This is a genomic window from Sphingomonas sp. J315, from assembly GCF_024666595.1.
In the GTDB taxonomy this organism is placed as follows: domain Bacteria; phylum Pseudomonadota; class Alphaproteobacteria; order Sphingomonadales; family Sphingomonadaceae; genus Sphingomonas.
This window is the reverse complement of the sequence record NZ_CP088296.1, coordinates 20,438-41,989: the sequence shown is the minus strand read 5'-3', so window position 1 is coordinate 41,989 and position 21,552 is coordinate 20,438. Positions and strand designations below refer to the sequence as shown.

21 protein-coding genes and 1 other RNA gene are annotated in these 21,552 nt (G+C 66.3%); 18 read left to right on the top strand and 4 right to left on the bottom strand.

Features of this window, described 5'->3' with window-relative positions; genetic code table 11:
• The first annotated feature begins 21 nt into the window (after positions 1 to 21).
• Positions 22 to 1,767, top strand: coding sequence for a caspase family protein (locus tag LRS08_RS00250; protein ID WP_257845552.1), 1,746 nt, complete (start codon positions 22 to 24; stop codon positions 1,765 to 1,767).
• Between the two features lie 6 nt (positions 1,768 to 1,773).
• Here LRS08_RS00250 and LRS08_RS00245 read toward each other — a convergent pair whose 3' ends face one another.
• The gene (locus tag LRS08_RS00245; protein ID WP_260481179.1) at positions 1,774 to 2,844 is read right to left on the bottom strand and encodes a PA0069 family radical SAM protein; all 1,071 of its coding nucleotides are present in this window, start codon (positions 2,842 to 2,844) and stop codon (positions 1,774 to 1,776) included.
• A gap of 129 nt (positions 2,845 to 2,973) precedes the next feature.
• On the opposite strand from LRS08_RS00245, the gene LRS08_RS00240 reads away from it, so the two are divergent.
• Both LRS08_RS00240 and LRS08_RS00235 read left to right on the top strand, forming a co-directional pair.
• The gene (locus LRS08_RS00240) at positions 2,974 to 3,501 is read left to right on the top strand and encodes a YbjN domain-containing protein (RefSeq protein WP_257845554.1); all 528 of its coding nucleotides are present in this window, start codon (positions 2,974 to 2,976) and stop codon (positions 3,499 to 3,501) included.
• A gap of 87 nt (positions 3,502 to 3,588) precedes the next feature.
• Positions 3,589 to 4,791 carry an MFS transporter gene (locus tag LRS08_RS00235; RefSeq protein ID WP_257845555.1) on the top strand — a complete coding sequence of 401 codons (1,203 nt, stop codon included), beginning with the start codon at positions 3,589 to 3,591 and terminating at the stop codon, positions 4,789 to 4,791.
• Between the two features lie 113 nt (positions 4,792 to 4,904).
• Here the strand turns inward: LRS08_RS00235 and moaB are convergent, their stop codons facing one another.
• Genes moaB through LRS08_RS00220 form a run of 3 tightly spaced genes read right to left on the bottom strand, consistent with a single transcriptional unit; the run spans position 4,905 to position 7,928 of the window.
• On the bottom strand, positions 4,905 to 5,432 hold the full coding sequence (gene moaB / locus LRS08_RS00230; RefSeq protein WP_257845556.1) for a molybdenum cofactor biosynthesis protein B: 528 nt from the start codon (positions 5,430 to 5,432) through the stop codon (positions 4,905 to 4,907).
• Positions 5,422 to 7,152: a lytic transglycosylase domain-containing protein gene (locus tag LRS08_RS00225; RefSeq protein WP_257845557.1), complete on the bottom strand. Its 1,731-nt coding sequence runs from the start codon at positions 7,150 to 7,152 to the stop codon at positions 5,422 to 5,424. Before LRS08_RS00225 ends, moaB begins: the two co-directional genes overlap by 11 nt.
• Positions 7,153 to 7,193: 41 nt before the next feature.
• Positions 7,194 to 7,928: a uracil-DNA glycosylase family protein gene (locus tag LRS08_RS00220; RefSeq protein WP_260481178.1), complete on the bottom strand. Its 735-nt coding sequence runs from the start codon at positions 7,926 to 7,928 to the stop codon at positions 7,194 to 7,196.
• Positions 7,929 to 8,044: 116 nt separating this feature from the next.
• On the opposite strand from LRS08_RS00220, the gene LRS08_RS00215 reads away from it, so the two are divergent.
• The 15 genes from LRS08_RS00215 to LRS08_RS00145 all read left to right on the top strand — a co-directional run bounded on the left by LRS08_RS00215 (position 8,045) and on the right by LRS08_RS00145 (position 21,547).
• Positions 8,045 to 9,706, top strand: coding sequence for an electron transfer flavoprotein-ubiquinone oxidoreductase (locus LRS08_RS00215; protein ID WP_257845559.1), 1,662 nt, complete (start codon positions 8,045 to 8,047; stop codon positions 9,704 to 9,706).
• 37 nt (positions 9,707 to 9,743) lie between these two features.
• Positions 9,744 to 10,721, top strand: a complete 978-nt coding sequence (locus LRS08_RS00210) for a hypothetical protein (protein ID WP_260481177.1) — start codon at positions 9,744 to 9,746, stop codon at positions 10,719 to 10,721.
• A 79-nt stretch (positions 10,722 to 10,800) separates the two neighbouring features.
• Positions 10,801 to 11,301 (top strand): tetratricopeptide repeat protein, encoded by a 501-nt coding sequence (locus tag LRS08_RS00205; protein WP_260481626.1) that lies wholly within the window; start codon positions 10,801 to 10,803, stop codon positions 11,299 to 11,301.
• A complete protein-coding gene (locus tag LRS08_RS00200) occupies positions 11,301 to 12,131 on the top strand; it encodes a 4-(cytidine 5'-diphospho)-2-C-methyl-D-erythritol kinase (RefSeq protein ID WP_257846165.1) in 831 nt (276 codons plus the stop codon). The genes LRS08_RS00205 and LRS08_RS00200 overlap by 1 nt, the downstream gene beginning before the upstream one ends.
• 175 nt (positions 12,132 to 12,306) lie before the next feature.
• Entirely contained in the window at positions 12,307 to 13,035 is a 729-nt protein-coding gene (locus tag LRS08_RS00195) for an enoyl-CoA hydratase/isomerase family protein (RefSeq protein ID WP_260481164.1), read from the top strand.
• Positions 13,032 to 13,763: an N-formylglutamate amidohydrolase gene (locus tag LRS08_RS00190; RefSeq protein WP_257846166.1), complete on the top strand. Its 732-nt coding sequence runs from the start codon at positions 13,032 to 13,034 to the stop codon at positions 13,761 to 13,763. The genes LRS08_RS00195 and LRS08_RS00190 overlap by 4 nt, the downstream gene beginning before the upstream one ends.
• Positions 13,764 to 13,770: 7 nt before the next feature.
• Positions 13,771 to 15,492 carry a dihydroxy-acid dehydratase gene (gene ilvD / locus LRS08_RS00185; protein ID WP_257845561.1) on the top strand — a complete coding sequence of 574 codons (1,722 nt, stop codon included), beginning with the start codon at positions 13,771 to 13,773 and terminating at the stop codon, positions 15,490 to 15,492.
• Positions 15,493 to 15,511: 19 nt separating this feature from the next.
• Positions 15,512 to 15,883 carry a hypothetical protein gene (locus LRS08_RS00180; RefSeq protein WP_257845562.1) on the top strand — a complete coding sequence of 124 codons (372 nt, stop codon included), beginning with the start codon at positions 15,512 to 15,514 and terminating at the stop codon, positions 15,881 to 15,883.
• Positions 15,880 to 16,515: a DUF2306 domain-containing protein gene (locus LRS08_RS00175; protein ID WP_260481163.1), complete on the top strand. Its 636-nt coding sequence runs from the start codon at positions 15,880 to 15,882 to the stop codon at positions 16,513 to 16,515. The genes LRS08_RS00180 and LRS08_RS00175 overlap by 4 nt, the downstream gene beginning before the upstream one ends.
• 17 nt (positions 16,516 to 16,532) lie before the next feature.
• Positions 16,533 to 16,929, top strand: an RNA gene (gene rnpB / locus LRS08_RS00170) — RNase P RNA component class A.
• A 70-nt stretch (positions 16,930 to 16,999) separates the two neighbouring features.
• Entirely contained in the window at positions 17,000 to 17,527 is a 528-nt protein-coding gene (locus LRS08_RS00165; RefSeq protein ID WP_260481162.1) for a tetratricopeptide repeat protein, read from the top strand.
• Positions 17,436 to 18,701 carry a tetratricopeptide repeat protein gene (locus LRS08_RS00160; protein WP_260481176.1) on the top strand — a complete coding sequence of 422 codons (1,266 nt, stop codon included), beginning with the start codon at positions 17,436 to 17,438 and terminating at the stop codon, positions 18,699 to 18,701. The genes LRS08_RS00165 and LRS08_RS00160 overlap by 92 nt, the downstream gene beginning before the upstream one ends.
• A complete protein-coding gene (locus LRS08_RS00155; RefSeq protein ID WP_260481175.1) occupies positions 18,652 to 18,897 on the top strand; it encodes a hypothetical protein in 246 nt (81 codons plus the stop codon). The genes LRS08_RS00160 and LRS08_RS00155 overlap by 50 nt, the downstream gene beginning before the upstream one ends.
• Positions 18,894 to 19,052, top strand: a complete 159-nt coding sequence (locus tag LRS08_RS00150) for a hypothetical protein (RefSeq protein ID WP_260481174.1) — start codon at positions 18,894 to 18,896, stop codon at positions 19,050 to 19,052. Before LRS08_RS00155 ends, LRS08_RS00150 begins: the two co-directional genes overlap by 4 nt.
• Positions 19,010 to 21,547 (top strand): CHAT domain-containing protein, encoded by a 2,538-nt coding sequence (locus tag LRS08_RS00145; protein WP_260481160.1) that lies wholly within the window; start codon positions 19,010 to 19,012, stop codon positions 21,545 to 21,547. Before LRS08_RS00150 ends, LRS08_RS00145 begins: the two co-directional genes overlap by 43 nt.
• The last annotated feature ends 5 nt before the right edge of the window (positions 21,548 to 21,552 follow it).

Genomic DNA, 21,552 nt, shown 5'->3' with positions numbered 1-21,552 from the left:
GTCGTCTGTAAAACCGGAGGCATGGCGGACGGGGTGCAAGGATTAGGGAGACGGTCCTTTATCGGTGCTGCGGCGGGCTTACCGTTGGGGCTGGTCGATTTCGGGGCGTCTGCTCAGGCGCGTTCCAGCCTGAGAGCATTGGTCGTCGGCGCCGATCATTATGTCCGACTGCGTCCCCTGTCGCGAGCGCGAGCCGACGCCGATGCTGTGCGCAACAAGCTGGTCTCTTTCGGCTATGATGTGCAGCACGCCGACAACCCTGATGCGGCGTCGCTTTCCAAAGCCCTCGATGCGTTTATCCGCTCGCTTGATCCGCGCAGTGCCGCGTTTCTCTTCTTCGCGGGGCATGGCGTTCAGATTGCCGGAGAGAACTATTTGTTGCCGGTGGACGCCGACGCCGATGGAATCGTCGAGCGCGGCGTACCGCTGTCGCGAATGATGCGCGACATCGCGGCGAGGGCGCCGAAGCAAACGATTGCGGTGTTCGACGCGTGCCGCGACGGGCCACCGATCGTCACCGACCGGAACGCGGCAATTGGCTTCTCTTCGGTCCAGGCCCCGAACAACTTCTACGTCGCCTACTCGGCCGGATCGGGCCAGACCGCGCTCGACGGGTTGGCCGGATATGATCCCGACCCGAACGGCGTGTTTACCCGGCATTTTGTGCGAAATCTGTCGCCGCTGATCCCGTTCGACGCGGTGATCAAGCGAACCCGGGTTCAGGTCGCGCTGACTGCCCGTCGCGCGAGGCACGAGCAGAACCCGGCGATTTACGACCAGACGGCCGGAGAGATATGGCTCGATGGAGTGCCTCGCGCGGTGGCGCGTGCGGCACCGGCCGGCACCGAATGGGGCCTGATCCCCGATGCCCAAGCGCTGATTGTGTCGGACAATGGCGGTTGCGGATGGATGGCTCAGCTGGATAATCCGTTACGGGACGCGAAGCGTATGACCGCGACGCTGTCGGCGCTGGGTGTAGCAGTAAGGTGGATTCATCAGCCGAGTCGCGAACAGGTTTTAGAAGAGGCCCGCCTTTTGGGTACGGCGAGTGCCGGTACCAAGATCGTTTACCTGACTGGGCACGGGGTCATGGCCGATGAGGACGGCGCGATGCTGCTGTCGGGTGACCCGGTCAAGAACCAGGGCCGCGCGGCGGGCATGGGCGTGTTCCCGATCGGATTGGGGGAAATCAACGCGGCGATCGAAGCCGCGCACGTTCCTGTTGCGGAGACTGACGATAAGGCGGCGACGCGGGGCGCGGGGCGTCCACTGCGGGGCGAGAAGCCTGCGCGCATCCTCTATCTTGTCGATGCTTGCCTCAGCAGCGAGGTGGGCATGCTTGAGCGGAAGACCCGGTTTTTGCACAATTTCCTGAGCGGGGAAGCGCGAATGCGCGACAATGACGGCACCCGAAAGGGTAAGCCAGCGAGTCCGCCGCGTCCTGAAATAGGGATCATCTATGCGACTACGCCCTTCGGCTCGGCCTATGAAGGTGACAGCCGTGGCAGCCCCTACAGCATCGCTCTGCTTAACACGCTTGCCCGTCCGGGTTTGACTGTGCTGCAGGCGGCCAATCTGATGCGGGTCGAGGTCGAGGATATGACCGACGGATTCCAATCCCCGATCTTCGTGTGCACGATGGGAATGCGGGATTTCCGCCTGATCGACCCGGTGGAGGACAGGATCGCGCAAGCACCTGCAGCCCCAGCACCGGTGAACACCGGGCAAGTGTGCGTGAGTCAGTATCGCCGTTCGTCGATCCGCTAGTGAGCGTCAGAACAACTCACCCTGATCCCCGGTCGGCGGACGAAACAGGTCGCGGCGGAGCGGGGGAAAGGGCTGATCGAGTCCGTACCGCTTCGCCGCGATCCTGAATCGGGTGCGGAGCAGATCGGCCCAAGGCCCTTGGCCACGCATCCGGCTGTGGAAGTTCGGATCGTTGTCGCGCCCGCTCCGGATCGACTGGATCGTTGCCATGACCTTGGCCGCGCGGTCGGGGAAATGTTCGTCGAGCCAGGCGCGGAACAGCGGTGCGACCTCATGCGGCAGGCGGACAGGCAGGAAGAAGCAGCCGAGCGCACCCGCCTCCGCCGCGCGCTCCATGATGTGTTCGATCTCATGGTCGGTGATCGCCGGTATGACGGGGGAGAGCGAGACGAAGGTGGGGATGCCCGCCGCGCGCAGCTTTGCCACTGCGGCGAGGCGGCGTTCGGGGTGCGGTGCGCGCGGCTCGACGGTCATCGCGACCTTGGGGTCGAGCGAGGTGATCGACAGCATCACCGCTGCCAGCCCCTTGGCCGCCATCGGCCCCAGCAGGTCGATGTCGCGGGTCACCCGATGTGACTTGGTGGTGATAGTAATCGGGTGGTTGCACTGGGCCAGCAGTTCGATGCAGCCGCGCGTGATCTGCCAGGTCGCCTCGATCGGCTGATAAGGGTCGGTATTGGTACCGAACGCGATCGGCTGACAGACATAGCCGCGCTTGGCGAGGGCGGCGCGGAGCAGGGCGGGGGCGTCGGGCTTGGCGAACAGCTTCGTCTCGAAATCCAGGCCCGGCGACAGGTCGTGCCAAGCGTGGGTCGGGCGCGCGAAGCAATAGATGCAGCCATGCTCGCACCCGCGATACGGGTTCACCGAACGGTCAAAGGGAATGTCGGGCGACTGGTTGCGGCTGAGGATCGTGCGCGGATGCTCGACGGTCACAGTGGTGCGCAGCGGCGGTGCCTCGCCGTCGATATCCTCGCGCGCGTCGAGCCAATCGCCATCGGCCTCACGCGTCGGGAGCGCGAAACGGGTGCTTTCGCGATTATGCGTCGCGCCGCGAACGGGGCGGGGGGCGGCCATGGCATGACGGTAGCGCGCATGACGAAACAAAACAAGAACGATCCCAATAGCTGTCGATCAATCCCCGAAATGGGTTGACCGGCCGCTGGGCCTCCCACCACATCATCGCTTGAACAACAGGGGGAATCGATGCGTCGTGTTTATCTGGCTGTAGCCATGCCCTTTTTCGCTGCCAGCGCGACGCCGGCGATGGCGGAGGACAAGGAGCCATGCGCCGCGGAGATGGTGTGTGCGAGCAATCCCAGATCGGTGGTCGAGGCGTTTCGCGAGGCGGGGCTGAAGGCCAAGCTGGTGTTGGACAGCGAGGGCGATCCGCTGATCGAAAGCGCCGCGTCGGGGTATAATTTCGACACGTTCTTCTACGGCTGCGTCGAGACGAATGCGTGCGACTCGCTCCAGTTCCGTGTGACATTCATCAAGGAGCCGGAGAACACGGTTGAACTGGCAAACAAATGGAACGCCAGGAAGCGGTTCTCGCACATGTACGTGACCGACGAGGGGCAACTGATCGTCAATTTCGACGTCACCACCGTCGGGGGCCTGAACAAGAAGAATTTCGGCGATGTGCTCGCCACCTGGGAGTCGGTGCTGGGCGAGCTTGGCAAATTTTTCGACGAGCATATCCCGGCCAAGCCGGCGGCGAAGAAGGAAGGCTGACCCAAGCAATTCTTCGCGGTGCACAACCGCTCTGGTCGATTGGCCGTCGAGCGCCTAGCTGAGGCGCTCGACGCCGTGGAGGGCCGGATGAAGCGTACAGGCTGGGTGATTTTCAGCGCCGCGGCGATCGTGACGATCGCGATGGGGGTGCGTCAGGCGTTCGGGCTGTTCCTGCCCGACATGAGCACCGACCTCAGCATTGGCCGGTCGAGCTTTGGCCTGTCGCTGGCGTTGCAGAATCTGTTGTTCGGGCTGGTCCAGCCCTTCGTCGGCGCGCTGGCCGATCGGCATGGCGCGGGGCGCGTGGTGGCGGGCGGGACCTTGCTCTACGCCATCGGGCTGCTCGCGGCGTCGGTGGCGGGGAGCGCCATCGGGCTGCACATGTCGTTCGGGCTGATGGTCGGGATGGCGCTGTCGGCGACGACCTTCGTCGTCGTGCTGGGTGCGGTCGGGCGCGTGGTCACGCCGGAGCGGCGGAGCATGGCGTTCGGTATCGTGACTGCGGGTGGGTCGCTCGGCCAGTTTCTGGTGGTGCCTGCGGGGCAGCTACTGATTGGCGAGCTCGGCTGGCGGATGGCGCTGGTGGCGCTGGCGGGGCTGATTGCGGTGATGCTGGCATTGGCGGTTGGTGTTTCAGGCAAGCCGGCTGTGGCGGGGTCTCAGGATGGTGGGGACGGGCAGACGCTGCGCCAAGCGTTGAGCGAGGCGGCGGGGCATCGCGGCTTCTGGCTGCTCAATGCCGGGTTTTTCGTGTGCGGTTTCCATGTCGCGTTCATTGCGACGCATTTCCCCGCTTATCTCACCGACAAGGGGCTGGGGCTGGCGATCGGCGCGAATGCGCTGGCGCTGGTCGGCCTGTTCAACATCTTCGGTTCCTATCTGTTCGGCCTGTGGGGCGGGCGGTGGAGCAAGAAGGGGCTGCTCGCCGCGCTCTATGCCGCGCGGGGTGTGGTGATGATCGCCTTTCTCGTTGCGCCGCTGACCCCGGTGAGCGCGCTGCTGTTCGCGGCGGCGATGGGGTTTCTGTGGCTTGGCACGGTGCCGCTGACCAGCGGGCTGGTCGGGCAGATTTTCGGGATGCGCTATTTGTCGACGCTCTACGGCATCGTGTTCCTGGGACATCAGCTGGGCAGTTTCTGCGGCGCGTGGATCGCGGGGCTGATGTTCGACTGGACTGGAAGCTATGACAGCATTTGGATGGCTTCGGTCGCACTGGGTTTCATTGCCGCCCTGCTGCATTTGCCGATTTCCGAGCGGCCAGTCGCGCGATTGCAGGCGGCCGCGGCATGAAGGCGCTGGCGCTGATCGGCGTGGCGGTGGTGCTCGCGGGTGGATGGTGGCTGTGGCAGGTCGTCGGGGTCGATGTGGCGCTGGGGGCCGTCATCGCGTGGTGCGGGTAAGGATTATTCCTCGCGCAATCGCGGCATCAACTCGACGAAATTGCAGGGGCGGTGGCGTATGTCGAGCTGGGTGGCGAGAATCCCGTCCCACCCATCCTTGACCGCGCCGGTCGATCCCGGAAGCGCGAAAATATAGGTGCCCCGCGCGACGCATGCGGTGGCGCGGGACTGGATCGTCGAGGTGCCGATCTTGGCGTAGCTGAGGAATCGGAACAGTTCGCCGAACCCGGGGATCATCTTGTCGGCGACGCGCTCCAGCGCCTCGGGCGTGACGTCACGCCCGGTGACGCCGGTGCCGCCCGTGGCGATGATGCAGTCCACTGTGTCGTCATCGATCCACGCATGGAGCTTGCCGACGATCAGATCGGGATCGTCGCGGACGATCGCACGGTCGGCGAGTTCATGGCCTGCCCCGGTCAGCCGCTCGACCAGCGTGTCGCCGGAACGGTCGTCTGCGTGCGTCCGCGTATCGGAAACAGTGAGGATTGCGATCCGGACGGGCCGAAACGCAACGCTTTCGTCAATTGGCACCGGTGACGCTGTCGTCCTGAGGGATGGAGGCGGTCATTCGCACTGCAGTCGCGCCGGTGCTGCCCGGCACCTTGGGCCACAGCCCCTGGCTCATCGCCGCGCGGCTCGCGCTGTCGCGCCCGGCATGCTTCTCGTACATCCAGTAATTGCGCAGCACGGTCATGACGTATCCGCGTGTCTCCCAATAGGGGATGCTCTCGATGTACAGAAGCGGATCGCCCTTGTCGCGGATCTGGGCATTCCATGCGGTTACCGGGGTGGGGCCGGCATTGTACGCCGCAATCACCTTGGGCAGCAGACCGCCGGTAAAGGGCTGGTCGCGGAGTTGCTCGATATAGGACTGGCCGACCTCGATATTGGTGGATGGGCGGGAGAGGTCAGCGCGGCCGATGCTGACGCCGCGCTTGCGGGCGATGTCGGTCGCGGCGGCGGGCATGATCTGCATCAGCCCAAAGGCACCCGCCGGGCTCTGCACCTTGGCGTCGAAGCGCGATTCCTGAAGCGTGTGGGCGAACACCAGCGCCTTGTCGACGCGCCAGCCGCCATCGGGTGTCCAGTCGGGAGCGGGGTAACGCGCTTCCTCGACCGGGCGTGCGCCGACGGGGCAGTTATGGGTCAGCCACAATTGGGTCGCGGGCAGGCCAAGTCGTCCGGCGAGCCGGGTGAGCGAGGCGTGTTCCCGGGCGTCGCCGATCCGCGACTGGTGCTTGATGACGTCGCTGGCCAGCGCGTCCTCACCGATCTCTGCCAGTGCGGCGGCAACGCGGACATTGGGGCGGCGGTCGAGCGCCTTCCAGTCGGCGGCGACGAACTTTTCGGCGCGAACGGGCGCTTCCTTCATGCCCAGCGCCTGGCGGGCGAGCATGCCGTAAAAGGTCTCGTCATGTTGCGCCGCGCTCTTGAGGCGGGCGCTGACCAGGTCCGGGCGGCCGCACGCCATGTCGGCGCGCGAGGCCCAATAGAGGCCAGCGGTGCGCTTTTCTGTATCCGCTGCGCGCTGGGCGACTGCGGTGAAGGCGGCCTGAGCGCCCGCGCAGTCATTCTGGCGCCAGGCGGCGAGGCCCTGAACCCAATCGGCGAGCGGGGCAAATTCGCCCGCTCCTGCCTGCGCCAGTGCGGCGACACGGCGCGCATCGGCGTCGCGCCCTGTGGTGTAATACATCCACGCGATCCGCTGCCGCCATTCGGTCAGCGTTTCAGGATCGAGATCGACTGTGCGGGTGTCGAGCAGCGCTTCCGCGCCGGGGGCGTCGTCGAGCTTGATCAGCGGGGCCATTGCGGTCGCTACCTGCGCGGCGGCGGCATCCGACTTGGCGGAGCGGTAGCGTTTGCGGATCGGTGCACCGGCGTGCCAGATCATGCGCTGAGCGACGGGGAGCGCGGGAAGCGCGGTCGCGCCGCGCAGCTTGGCGAGCCGGGCGAGCTGGTCGGCCTGGGGGAGTTCGGGCGCTTCGCCGAGCACCGCCATCAACTGGGGCAGCTCGACTCTGGGCGAACCCTTGGCGAGATAGAGTTCGGCGCGCGCCGTGGCGTGAAGCAGGCCGGGGCGCATCGCGTCGAGCTTGATCTGGGCGTCGGCCCAGCGTTGATCACGGATTGCAGCGAAGACTGCGCGATAGGCGTCGCGCTCTTCGCGCGACAGCTGGGTGGGAACGCCGTCACTCGCCTCACGGCGCTCGAAGCTCGACGGGCTGCGGTCGTCCGAGGCATGGGCCGTCATCGGCGCGATCAATGCGCAAACGGCCAGCAGGATACGCGCACTCACAGGCTTTGCCCCCCGATCAGCAATTGCAGGTCTTTCCAGGCGTCTGCCTTTGCCGCCGACTTGTTCAACAGGAAGCGCGGATGGCGGATGGCGACGACGGCTGATTGTCCTCCAGAATAGTTAAATGGCGTTAAACCCTCAGGTTTTTTGTCGGCATCGGTCCCGAGAACGGCACGGCTCGTCGCCTGGCCGAGCAGAACCAGGTGCGTTGGAGCCGCCAGTGCGATGTGGTGCCGCAGGATTTCGCCAAGTTTTTCCTCAAGTTCGCGCGGCACCTGACCCGTAATCGGGCGCGCGGCGCAGAGCGGGACGAGATAGACCGACTCGCGCGACTGGCCGATCGCGGCAAGGATTCGGTCGAACAGTTTTCCCGCCGCACCGTCGAGCAAGGCGGGGGTGCCACCGTCGAATTCCGGCAAGTCGGTGACGATCATCAGCGGCGCGGCGACATCGCCCTCCGCCGCCACCAAGGGTTCCCCCATCGCCGCCTCCGGCGCGCCTGCGCCATATCGCCAGTCGAGAAACGCCTCGATCGTCGCGGGCAACGGCGCTTCGGGCTCCGGCTCTTTGGGGCCGGGGCGCGGTGGCGCGTCGGGCTGTGCCGTAGGGGCAGGGCGCGCGGTCCAGTCGCGCGCATCGTCGTCGACCAGCACATCAACCCCCGCGTCGCGCCACCAGTTGAGTGCGCTTGCGGCTTCGGCCCGCCAGTCCATGACCCCCTCGATACCCATGCAATCACTAGAGTCATGCCTTGACGCCACCGTCAATCTACCTTCATCGGGGCAGGGACAGAGTGCGCCGGACACACGACGAGATGTTACGCCGGTGTTCCGAGAGGAGACGGGAAGTGAGCGAACGCGAGTCGATGCCCTATGACGTGGTGATCGTGGGCGCAGGGCCGGCGGGCCTTGCGGCGGCGATCCGGTTGAAACAGCTGGCCAATGCAGCGGGCAGCGAGATCGCCGTGTGCGTGCTCGAAAAAGGGTCCGAGGTCGGCGCGCACATCCTGTCGGGCGCGGTGATCGATCCCAAGGCACTCGACGAACTGCTGCCCGACTGGCGCGAGACCGGCTGTCCGCTGGCGCAGGTGCCGGTGACCGACAACCAGCACTGGCTGCTGTCGAAGACGGGCAAATGGGCGATCCCGCACTTCATCACCCCCAAGTTCATGCACAATGAGGGGACGTACACCGGGAGCCTCGCTAGCCTGTGCCGCTGGCTCGCGGAGCAGGCCGAGGGGCTGGGGGTCGAGATTTTCCCAGGCTTTGCTGCCGCCGAGATCCTCTACAATGAGGATGGGTCGGTGAAGGGCGTCGCAACCGGCGACATGGGCGTGGCGCGCGACGGCACGCACAAGCATGACTATCAGCCCGGCCTAGAGCTGCACGCGCGCTACACGTTGTTCGGTGAGGGCGTGCGCGGGCATCTGTCGAAGCAGATCCAGCGCCAGTTCAACCTTTGCGAGGGTGTCGAGCCGCAAATCTATGGCCTGGGCGTCAAGGAATTGTGGGACATCGATCCCGAACTGCACGAGCCGGGCCGGGTGATCCATACCCAGGGCTGGCCGCTCAACGAGACCGCCGGGTCGAATGGCGGGGGGTTCCTGTACCATCAGGCCAATGGACAGGTCGCGCTCGGGTTCGTGACCTGGCTCAATTACTCCAACCCCTATCTGTCGCCGTTCCAGGAGATGCAGCGCTGGAAGACCCATCCGGCGATCGCCAAGATCCTCAAGGGCGGCAAGCGCGTCAGCTACGGCGCGCGCGCGATCAGCGATGGCGGATTGCAGTCGATCCCGAAGCTGGTGTTCCCCGGCGGCGCACTGATCGGCGACAGCGCGGGCTTCCTCAATGTGCCGCGGATCAAGGGCACGCATGGCGCGATGAAGAGCGGCATGATGGCGGCCGAAGCTGCGTTCGCGGCGGTTGCGGCGGACCGGTCGGGCGACGAGCTGACCGCTTATCCGGAAGCGTTCGAGGCGAGCTGGCTGTACAAGGAACTCAGCGTCGTCCGGAACGTCGTGCCGCTGGTCAAGAAGTTCGGCGATCTGGTCGGGTCGGGCCTCGCCAACGTCACGATGTTCCTGGAGAGCTGGGGCGTCAAAATGCCCTTCACGATGGGCCACAAGCCCGATCATGAGAGCCTGTGGCGCAAGGATCTGGTCCAGCCGATCGACTATCCCAAGCCCGATGGTGTGCTGACCTTTGACCGCCTGTCGTCGGTGTTTCTGTCGAACACCAACCATGAGGAGGACCAGCCGGTCCACCTGACGCTGAAGGATCCCGATATCCCGGTCGAATATGATCTGCCGATGTACGACGAGCCGGCGCAGCGTTATTGCCCGGCGGGCGTTTACGAGATCGTCGGCGAGGATGTGGGCGATCCGAAGTTCGTGATCAACGCGCAGAATTGCGTCCACTGCAAGACCTGTGACATCAAGGACCCGACGCAGAACATCAACTGGGTCGTCCCCGAGGGCGGCGGAGGTCCGAACTATCCCAATATGTAAGCATCTCGTCCTGCCCGCCGCGGCGTTAGCGGTCCTGTTGCCGGGGGCGGCACGTGCCGATCTGGGTGCCTATGTGAAAGCGCGCGCGGCGGCGGCGGACGGCGCGGTCGATGCTGCGGCGGCGGGCTATGCTGCGGCACTGGCGGCGGCACCGGGCGATGAGGTGGTGGCGATCCGCGCCTATCGCAATGCACTGGCGGCGGGCGATCTGGCGCTGGCGCGGCGCGCCGCGGCGGTGCTTGTCCGGTCGGACGTTGCGCCGCCCGATACCGCGATCCTCGCCTTCGCTGATGCGATTAAGGCAAAGAACAAGCTTGCCGCCGACGATGCGCTGGGGCGGATCGGGGCGGGGCCGCTGGATTTCCTCAGCCCGGTTCTGCGCGCATGGATCGCGTTCGATCGCGGCGGCGATCCGTTCCCGGTCCTCGACAATGCGACCGAAAGCGGGCTGAGCCGCCGCTACATCGCCGAGCATCGCGCGCTGCTGTTGCTGGCCTCGAACCGGCGCGAGGAAGGGCTGGCGGCGCTGCGCGCGGCGATGGGAGCCGACCCGGGAAGCATCGACCTGCGCTGGAATGCGGCGAGCCTGCTCGCGGGGATTGGTGAGCGGCGTGTGGCGTTGGAATTGCTGGCGGGAGACGACCCGACCATGGCGGGATTGCGCAGCGGACTGGTCGCGGTACGGCCGGGCGCGGCGTTCGGCACCAGCCGGTTGCTGACGCGGCTCGCCGCCGATCTTCAGGGGCAGGAGACGCAGGTACTGGCGATCCTGCTTGCACGATCCGCGCTGTCGCTCGAACCGGGCGACGATCGCGCGCGATTGCTTCTGGCTGCGGCGCTGAGCGAGGAAAGTGCGTTCGACCGTGCGCAGCTGGTGCTTGGGACAATCAAGCCCGCCAGCCCGTTCTACGGCGCTGCGGTGGCGGAGCGGATCGAGCTGCGCCGCAAGCAGGGGGATTCTGGCGCAGGCGCTGGCGCTCGCAGGGTCGCTGGCGACGGCACGCGGAGCGAGTGAGCGCGATCTGCGCCGCTATGCCGATATCCTGTCCGATCAGGGGCGCGATGCGGAGGCGGCGAAGCTCTATGCCGACGCGTTGGCGCGCGCCGGGGCGGCGGCGAATTGGGTCCATTATCTCCAGCTTGGCGGCTCGCTCGAGCGGGCCGGCGACTGGGCGGCGGCGCTGCCGCATCTGCGCAAGGCCGTCGAACTGGCACCCGACGAGCCGGTGGCGCTCAACTATCTGGGCTATGCCCAGGTCGAGCGCGGGGAGAATCTGACCGAGGCGGTGGTACTGCTCGAACGCGCCAGCCGGTTGCGGCCCGACGATCCGGCGATCACCGATCCGCTCGGCTGGGGCTATTATCGCAGCGGCGACCTTGCGCGCGCGCTCCCGCTGCTCGAGCGCGCGGCGCAGGGCCAGCCGTCGAGCGTTACGATCAACGAGCATCTGGGTGATGCCTATTGGCGCGCCGGGCGGCGGTTCGAGGCACGCTATGCCTGGCGCGCGGCGTCTCTGTATGCCGAGGGTGAGCAGAAGGCGCGGCTGGCGACCAAGCTCGCGGACGGCGTCGTGGTAAGGACGGCGGCAAACTGATCCTGATCGAGTCCGCTCCGGCCAAGCTCAACCTGGCGCTGCATGTGCGGCGGCGGCGGGACGATGGCTTTCACGAGTTGGAGACACTGTTCGCGTTCGTGCGCGACGGCGATGTCGTTCGGCTCGACCCGGATGGCGAAGGTTTCGAGGTCGAAGGGCCGTTCGGCGCTGCGCTGAGCGGGGAGGGGGACAACCTCGTGACCCGTGCGCGCGATGCGTTCGGCGCGACGTTCGGGGTGGCGACGCCGGGGCGGATCATTCTCGACAAGCGCCTGCCGGTGGCGTCGGGGCTGGGCGGTGGATCGGCTGATGCGGCGGCGACGTTGCGGCTGTTGGCAAGGCGTGCTGGGGTAGCGATCAATGATCTGCGCCTGTTCGCGGTGGCGGATGCGTTGGGATCGGATGTTCCTGCGTGCCTGTACGGGCGCAGCGCGATCGGGACCGGGCGGGGCGAGCAGCTCGAATGGATCGACGGCGCGCCGGGCGTGCCGGTTCTGCTGGTCAACCCGGGGGTGGCGGTGCCGACCGGTGCGGTATTTGCGGCTTGGGATGGTGTGGACCGGGGGCCGGTGCCGGACGCTGAGAGCCTGATCGAGCGGGCGAGGGCTGGGCGCAACGACTTGTATCCGCCCGCGCTGACCGTCGCGCCGCAGATCGCAGACACGGTGAAATGGCTGGAGGCGCAGGCCGGCGCAGAGCTGTGCCGCATGTCCGGTTCGGGGGCGACCTGCTTTGCGACCTTTGCCGATGCAGCGGCGTGCCATGCGGCGGCAGAGCGACTGGTGGCTGAGCAGCCGGGCTGGTGGTGTCTCGAAACGGTGCTGTCGTGACAGGTCGCTGCCCCGTTTCGGGACGCGCCGCCGCCCTCGCGGCACCGCAGCGGAGGGGCGGCCCATTTGGCCCCGAACTTGCTCAAGGGACATTGCGGGTCATGCGCCGGGAGCGAGACGCCCGTGGGTGGCCCCCGTCTTCGGACGGGCGCCATCCCCGCCCCGCGGGGCGCAGATGATCCACCTTCAGTTCCATGAGGCGACCGCGCTGCTGACCCTCGACCGGGGCGGCGCGCGCAACGCGCTGGCGATCGCAGCGTGGGATGCGATCGCGGATGCGACCGCATTGGTCGCCGCCAGCGATGCGCGGGTGCTGATCATCGAGTCGGCGATGCCCGGGATGTTCTCCGCTGGGGCAGATCTTTCCGAGTTTTCGGCGCTGGTCCGCGACCCGGCGATGCGCACCCGCTTCCGCACCGCGATGGCGCGGGGGATCGAGGCAGCCGCGGCATTGCCGGTTCCCGTGATCGCCGCCGTCGATGGCGGGTGTTTCGGTGCGGCGGTCGCGCTGACCCTGGCGTGCGACATTGTGGTAGCGGGGGACGCGGCGCTCTTCGCGACGACCCCGGCCAGGCTCGGCATCGGCTACCCCGCGACCGATGTTGCACGGCTGCGCGAACGAGTCGGGGCCGGACAGGCGGCGCGGATGCTGTTTACCGGCGACCGAATCGACGCGGACGAGGCCGCGCGGATCGGCTTGGCGCATCGCCGGGTGGCGGATGCCGACGGTGAAGCGCGCGCGATGGCCGAAATGATCGCCGCCAATGATCCCGACGCGGTACGGATGCTCAAGGCGGTTCTGCGCGATCCCGGCGATCCGGCGCATGACCGGTCCTTCGAAGACGCCTTCGGATCGTCCGGCTTTGCCGAGCGACTCGAAGCCTTTCTGGGCGGCAAGAGATGAACGTCGTCGAGCGCATCGAAGGCAGCGGCGATATGCTGATCCTGTGCGATCATGCCAGCAACCATGTGCCCGCCGATATCGACCTTGGTATCGACCCCCAATTGCTCGACAAGCATATCGCGATCGACATCGGTGCGGCGGCGGTGAGCCGCGGGCTGGCGAAGCTTCTGGACGCGACCGCGATGCTCGCCACGGTCTCGCGGCTGGTGATCGACCTGAACCGTGAGGCCGATGCGCTGGGCCTCATCCCGCACGCCAGCGATGGCCACGCGATCTCCGGCAATGACGGTGCCGACCGGGTCGCACGAATCGCCCGCTTCCACGCACCCTATCACCGCGCCATCGCTGCGCAGGTCCGGACGCAGCGCCCGGCGCTGATCGTGTCGGTCCACAGCTTTACCCCCGCGCTGGAAAGCGGGTTCGTCGCACCCCGCCCATGGGAAGTCGGCATCCTCTACAATCGCGATGCCCGCGCGGCGCTGCCAGCGGTCGACTGGTTAACCCGCCAGGGGCATGTGACCGGCGATAACGAGCCCTATTCGGGCCGCCTGCTCAACGCGACGATGAACCGCCACGCCGAGGCGACCGGGACGCCCTATCTGGGCATCGAAATCCGCAATGATCTAATCTCCGATGACGCCGGCGTGACGATGTGGTGCGAAATTCTACGAAATTTAGTAACATTTGTGCGCAATCCGCTTGCGCAGGGGTGGCTTGCAGCGACATAGGCGCCGCATGACCGACCGTTTCGACAAGTCCCGCCTGCCCTCGCGCCACGTCTCCGTCGGCCCCGAGCGCGCCCCGCACCGCAGCTATTATTACGCCATGGGGCTCAGCGAAGAGGAAATCGCCCGCCCGTTCGTCGCGCTCGCCAGCGCGGGCAATGACAGCGCGCCGTGCAACACGACGCTCGACGCGCAAGCCGATGCCGCGCGCAAGGGCGTGAATGACAATGGCGGGATGCCGCGCCGTTTCAACACGATCACCGTGACCGACGGCATCGCGATGGGGCATCAGGGGATGAAATCCTCGCTGGTCAGCCGCGAGGTGATCGCCGACTCGGTCGAGCTCAGCGTTCGCGGCCATTGCTATGATGCGCTGGTGGGCTTTGCCGGGTGCGACAAGTCGCTGCCGGGCATGATGATGGCGATGCTGCGCCTCAATATCCCGTCGATCTTCGTCTATGGCGGGTCGATCCTGCCCGGCCGCTATCAGGATCGCGACGTTACCGTGGTCGATGTGTTCGAGGTGGTGGGCAAGTTCGCCGCCGGCACCTGTCCGATCAGCGAAGTCCATGCGCTCGAGAAGGTCGCATGCCCCGGTCACGGCGCATGCGGCGGCCAGTATACCGCCAACACCATGGCGTGCGTCGGCGAGGCGATCGGACTGTCGCTGCCCAACAGCAACATGGTCCCTGCGCCCTATACCAGCCGCGAGCAGATCGCGGTTGCGGCGGGCTATCAGGTGATGGAGCTGCTCGAGCGGAACATCCGCCCGCGCGACATCTGTACGCGCGAAGCGTTCGTCAACGCCGCGCGGATCGTGGCGGCGACCGGCGGTTCGACCAACGCCGCGTTGCACCTCCCCGCCATGGCGAGCGAGGCGGGGATCGAGTTCGACCTGTTCGACGTCGCCGAGGTCTTCAAATCAACGCCTTATGCCGCCGACCTCAAGCCCGGTGGCAAGTATGTCGCAAAGGATATGTACGAAGCTGGCGGCGTCTACATGCTGATGAAGACCATGCTCGCCAATGGCTTGCTCTACGGCGATTGCATGACCGTGACCGGCAAGACGCTGGGCGAGAATATCGATCAGGTCACGTGGAACCCGGACCAGAAGGTCATCTACGACGTCAAGACCCCGATCACGCCCACCGGCGGCGTTGTCGGCCTGCGCGGCAGCCTCGCGCCCGATGGCGCGATCGTGAAGGTCGCCGGCATGAGCCGCCTGGTCTTCGAAGGCCCGGCGCGCTGCTTCGATTGCGAGGAGGATGCGTTCGCGGCGGTCGAGGCGCGGTCGATCCTTGAGGGTGAGGTCGTCGTGATCCGCTATGAAGGGCCGAAGGGCGGCCCCGGCATGCGCGAGATGCTGTCGACCACCGCCGCGCTCTATGGCCTGGGCATGGGCGAGAAGGTCGCGCTGATCACCGATGGGCGCTTCTCGGGCGCGACGCGCGGCTTCTGTATCGGCCATGTCGGACCTGAAGCGGCCGAGGGCGGGCCGATCGCGCTGGTCGAGGATGGCGACACGATCCGCATCGATGCCGAGGCGGGGACGATCGACCTGCTCGTCGCCGAAGACGTGCTGGCCGCGCGCCGCGCCGCCTGGCAGCCGCGCACCAACGACTATCAATCGGGCGCTCTGTGGCGCTATGCGCAGAATGTCGGACCTGCCTATAAGGGCGCGGTAACGCATCCGGGGGCAAAGTCCGAAACGCATGTATTTGCGGATATCTAGAGTTTTGGGGGCGACGGCGTTGATTGCGGTCGCCGCCTGCGATCCCGGCCCGGTCAAGACCAAGGCGGATCACGTCAAGGACGCGCGCGCGCAAGCGGCGCGTGACGAAGCCGAGGGGCGGATCCCCTGCGCGCTGGGCGGTGGCGATGACTTTTCCACGCGCTGCACGATCGACCGCGCGCAGACGCAGGACGGGCTGATACTGACGATCCGCCACCCCGATGGCGGGTTCCACCGGCTGCGCGTCACGCGCGACGGGCGCGGGGTGATCGCCGCTGATGGCGCGCAGGCGGCGGCGGTGACGATCATCGACAAGGACGCAATCGAGGTGGCGATCGACGACGCACGCTATCGGCTGCCCGCGACGGTGAAGGGTGCGCGCAAGAGGTGAACGCCGCGAGACGATGGGGCTGGGCGCTGTTCTGGCTGGTCGTGGCGGCCGCAGCTGCCTGGTTCCTGAGCGACTCGTTCCGATTCATCGCGACGCGCGAGGTGCCGACCGGCGAGACGTTTTGGGGGCGTCGCATCTGGTATTTCGCGCATGTTGCGCTGGCCATTCCCGTGCTTCTGATCGCACCGGTTCAGTTCGCGGCGACGGTGCGCGGGCGCTGGCCATGGCTGCATCGCGCGCTTGGCCGGGCCTATCTCATCGCATCGCTGCTCGCCGGGCTGTTCGCGCTGCATCTTGGCAGCAGCATCGCAGCGCAGGAGACGCAGGTGCCCCTGACGCTGTTCGCAGCCGTGTGGATCGGATTCGTCGTGGTGGCGTGGCAGGCGGCGTGTCGGCGACGGTTCGACCTGCATCGCGGCTTCGTCATACGGGCGACCGCGATTGCGCTGTCGTTCGTGTGGCTGCGGATGATGGCGGCGGGGGAGGGTGCGTTGTTGGGCTTTATCGAGAATTCGGAACTGCGTGCGGCGACGCGGGGGTGGCTGAGCTTCGTCCTGCCGCTGCTGGTAGCGGAAGTGTGGTTGTCGTGGTGGCCGGCTGCAAAGCCGCTATTTGCACCGCGCCGGGATTGAGCCTATCGCAGCCGACGCCAGAGGGCCGGGCGGCCGCGTTGCATGAAGATGCACCGAGGAAAGTCCGGGCTCCACGGAAACACGGTGCCGGGTAACGCCCGGCGGTCCCGGTTCGCCGGGGTCAGGGAAAGTGCCACAGAGAGCAGACCGCCCACTGGTCTTCGGACTGAGGGCAAGGGTGAAAGGGTGCGGCAAGAGCGCACCGCGCGACCGGCAACGGAAGCGGCACGGCAAACCCCACCGGGAGCAAGATCGAATAGGGACCGCATATGGGGAGTTCCGCCCCGCGGTCCGGGTTGATTGCTTGAGCCCCCATGCAAATGTGGGCCTAGAGGAATGGTCGCCTATCGCGCGCACCTCCCTTGCGGGAAAGGGCCGCGTGGACAGAACCCGGCTTACAGGCCCTCTGGCAACTGGTTTCGTCTGAATTGAAAGGCTTGTCACGGCATCTCCCACTGGGGGATAAGAGGGTGGAGGCGGATCCATGGCACGCGGCATCCTCTTTGGCACCGGCGTCTCGATCGCGGCGTTGATCTGCGGTCATGCAGAGGCGCGTGACGGCGATTTGCGCAGGGCGTGCGCGCAGGAAGCGCGGCTGCCCACCCCTGATGACAAGACTGGCGTGCAGTTCGACGACATGGTCGCCGAGCGCGCGATCGAACTGTGTCGCCGCGCGCTGGAGGCGCATCCGCGCGACGCTGCAGTCATGGCCAATCTCGGCCGTGCCTTCAGCAAGGCCGGGGATAGCAAGGCGGCGCTGAGCCTGATCGAACGTGCGGCGGCGGCGGGCAGTCTTCAGGCAGTGAACACGCTCGCGTCGATGTATGAGACCGGCAATGGCGTGCCCAACGACCCGGCTCGCGCCTTCGCGCTGGCCAAGTCGGGGGAGAGGGGGGCGCAACATCTGGCTGCTGGGGCGGTTGGCGGAATATTATCTGAATGGCACCGGCACGCCGAAGAATGTCGAGGCGGCGATCGCCACCTATGTTCGTGCCGCCGACCTTGGCCATGATGGCGCGGCGAAGGCGCTGGCGGATCACTACCGGTTCGGGACCAGCGGAGTGACCAAGGATCTGGCGCTCGCCCGCAAATGGTATCAGCGGGCGATGGAGCTGGGAGAGGCCGACGCCATCGTGGCGCTCGGCTATATGGCGGAGATGGGTCTTGACGGCCCGAAGGATCCGGTTGAGGCGCGGCGGCTCTACAAGCTCGGTGCCGATCGCGGATCGGGTTGGGGCGCGGAGAATTACGCGATCCTGCTTCAGGTCGGCAAGGGCGGCGCCAAGGACGAAAAGGGCGCTGCGGACTATATGCGTCTGGCGGTCGATCGTGGGCAGACCGGCGCGATGCGGCGGCTGGGCACCTATTATCGCGACGGGATCGGCCTGGAGCGCGACACCCAGATGGCGATCGCCTGGTACCGCAAGGCGGCGGATGCCGATGATTCCGACGCGATGGTCGAACTGGGCGACATGACAACCAACGGGCGGGGGATGCCGCGCGACGAGCTTGCAGGGCGCGAATGGTACCGCAAGGCGGCAGAGGCCGGGAACGGGGCCGGCATGCGGAAATTGGCGCTCGGGCTCGCGTCGAGCGAGTTCACCGGCGTCCCGAGCGACAATCCCGCCGCGATCAGATGGTATCACAAGCTCGCCGAGACCGACGATCCCGAGGATGCTGCCTTTGCCGCCGACGCGTTGGCCGAGGGCAAGGCGGTGCCGATGGACCTCAAATCGGCGCGCAAATATTATGAGAAGGCCGTTGCCGCCGATGTCGCCGATACCGCGCGGCCGCTGGTCGAAACGGTGTTGCGCGACAATCCCGGCGAGGCCGAGCGTGCCTACGCACTGAAAATACTGATCGAGCGCGCAGAGAAGGGCGAGGGCTGGGCGCTCGCGGCATTGGCGCACCCTGGACCGATGATCGACGCAGCCCGGCTCGAAATTGATAGTGCCGCCTGGCGCGCGAAGGTCGCTGCGTTGACCGACCCCAAGGTGCTGACCGACGTTGCCAAGGCCCTAGCAGTCGGGCAAGCTGGCGAAGCAGCAATTCGGGTTGGCGGTGCAATATGCCAAGGCGGCGAGCGACCCGTCGGTGGCCAAGGAATATCAGCTCAAGCTGATGATGGATCTTCGGTTGCAGGAGGCAGCGCAGCGCGAACTCGTCCGCTACGCCGAAACCGATGAGTTCAAGGCATTGCCCGAGGAGCGGCGCACAGTCTTTCTCGCGCAGTTCGATACGCCGTACATGTTCAACTTCAACGGCGATGCGTCGCATATTCCGACCTTTGCCGCGCTTGCGAATCTCGGGATGAATGAGGCGGCTGCCAAATATGCGTGGCGGTTGCTCGACGACGGCAAGGGGGATCTGCCGCAGCGATGAAGTGGTTCGTGATCGCCGCCGAGCGCGGATCGGCCGATGCGCAGCGGGCGATCGGCTATCTCCACTCCAAGGGGTTCGGCGTCGACAAGAGCGCGGTCAAGGCGGTGCGGGCGTGGGAGGATGCCTATCGCAGGGGGAGGGCTATGCGGCACTGAGCCTGGCGCTCTATTACAAGGGCGATCTGGAGTTTACCGAAGCGGAACTGGCAGGAGCGCCGCAACGTGACGCTGCGCAGGCGTTCGAATGGATGCAGCGCGCGGCGTCGGCAAGCTTTGCCAATGCCGTGCTGCTCGCGCGGATGTACCTGGCCGGCGACGGTACCAAAGCCAATCCGAAGGAAGCGATCCGCTTGCTGCGCTGGGCGGTGCATTGCGGTGATTACAGCGCGCGAGTGGCGCTCGGAGAGGCGTATCTCCACGGCTCCGGCGTAGCGAAAGACCCGGACATGGCGCTGCGCTGGTTCAAGCACGCGGCAGGCTCGGGCTGGAGCGGCGGCGCGGTGGCGATGGTGCGCGCGTCTGCGCTTGGCTGGGGGATGAAGCCCGACATCAAACAGACCCGCTTGTGGCTCGCCGAAGCGGTACGGCGTGGCAGCGACGACGCGAAAAAATGGCAGGAAGCGTGCGGAATTCAGGCCACGATCAAGTGTCTGGTGAAGATCGAGGGCTTTACCCCGCTGCCGATCGGCCCAGAAACCGAGGGCATTGCGCCTGAACCGACATTCGCGGCGCGTGAGGCGACGCTCAAGAAGGAACTCGACGCCGCGGTCGAGAATGGCTCCGAATTCGCGGTGTTCGAAGGGTTTCGCGGGCTCGAGGAACATTATCTCCTCTTCGGAGAGATGGACCGGTATCTCGCGACCAAGGTCCGTTCGCTGGCGATCAAGGAAGCCGCGCTGACCAACCGGTTCGGCAGCCGCGACAATTATTTCGCGCTGATCGAATCTTCGTGCCACTGGTCGAGCGCGGCCAAGGAGGCGAGTGGCGGCGGACGGCGCGAGGCGGCGCTGTTCTTCGCCAAGGTCGCGGTCAACAAATTGCAGGACGCGCGCAAGCGGATCGCCGACCTCGATCCGTCGATCCGCGAATGCTTCATCCGCGTGCATCAGGACCGCTATCGCTACCTCGCCGGCATCTTCATGGAGATGGGGCGGTTCGGTGAGGCCGAGCATGTGCTGGCGATGCTCAAGGATTTCGAGAGCTACAACTATACTCGCGACCGGCGGCGAGAGGGCGAAGCCTTCGAGCAGATGCCGCTCGATGCCAAGCAGACACAGAGCATCGCAGCGTTCGAAGCCGCGACGACCGCGCTCGCAGAGGCCGGAGCCGCGCGTGACCGGTTGATCGCGCTTCAGCAGAAGGGGGCGCTAAGCCCGGAGCAGCAGCAGAAGCTGGCTGCGGCGACGACGGCTCTGGGGGCGGCGCAGACAGCGTTCCGTGGCGAACTGGGCGAACTGGCCGATGTCGTCGCCGGGCTGGATGCTGCCGTGACGCAGGATCAGGCAGCAAAAGCGGATCGCGTCGCGTCGATCCAGCCCCGCCTCATTTCAACCGTCCGGCGATTGGGGAAGGACGTCGCCGCGCTGCACGCCGTCGTGCTGCCCGACAGGATTCATTGGCTGCTGACCACAGCCAATTTCCAGAAGACGATTGTCGTGCACGTCGACACTACCGCGGTGCGCAAGGATATCGGCCTGTATCGTCAGGCGATCAGCGACAAGGCGGTGTTCATCACCGATCCCGCGTCGAAGCTGTACAGATCGATGTTCGAGCCGGTGGACAGAGCGCTGCGCGCCGCCGGGATCAGCCGGGTCATGCTCTCGCTCGACGATGCGTTGCGCTATCTGCCGATGGCGGCACTGCACGACGGCAAGGACTGGCTGGCGAAACGCTATGCGTTCAGCGCCTTCCGATCGATCGATGAGGTGCAGACCGGCCCCTCCGACGCGAAATCATGGCGTGTCGCCGCGCTGGGGGCGAGCCAGGGTGGGGCGGGGCTCAGTCCATTACCCGCCGTTCCCGCCGAACTGTCCGGTATTGTCCGTGCCGATGGCACGACGACCGGTGTGTTGCCGGGTGTCGTGAAGCTCGACGCGGCATTCGACCGAACCGCGCTCGGCACCGCAATGGCCGGCGGCTATCGCGTGATCCATATCGCGTCGCACTTCGCGCTCGATCCCGCGAGCGCCGACAAGTCGTTCCTGCTGCTCGGCACGGGCAAGGAGTTGCCGCTGACCGAATTCATCAAGGACGGCAGTTTCACCGCGATCGACGTCGACCTGCTCGCGCTGTCGGCGTGCCAGACCGGCGTGCCAGGCAGCAGTCAGAACGGGTCGGAGGTCGATGCGAGCCTAGCCGAACTGGCGCAAAAGGCCGGCGCGTCGGCGGTGCTGGCCTCGCTTTGGTCGGTGGCGGACGAATCCACCGCAGTGTTGATGCAGCGCTTCTACGCGATCCATGCCAAGGGCGGTACGAGCAAGGCGGAGGCGCTGCGCCAGGCGCAGATCGCACTGATGACTGCTCAGGGAGAGGCGGGCGCCGATCGGGGCGCGGGTCGCGCCGGGCCTGACCAGCCGACTGGACCAGCTGTCACCGGCTACGCCCACCCATTCTACTGGGCGCCGTTCGTTCTGTTGGGGAACTGGCAATAGAGCCG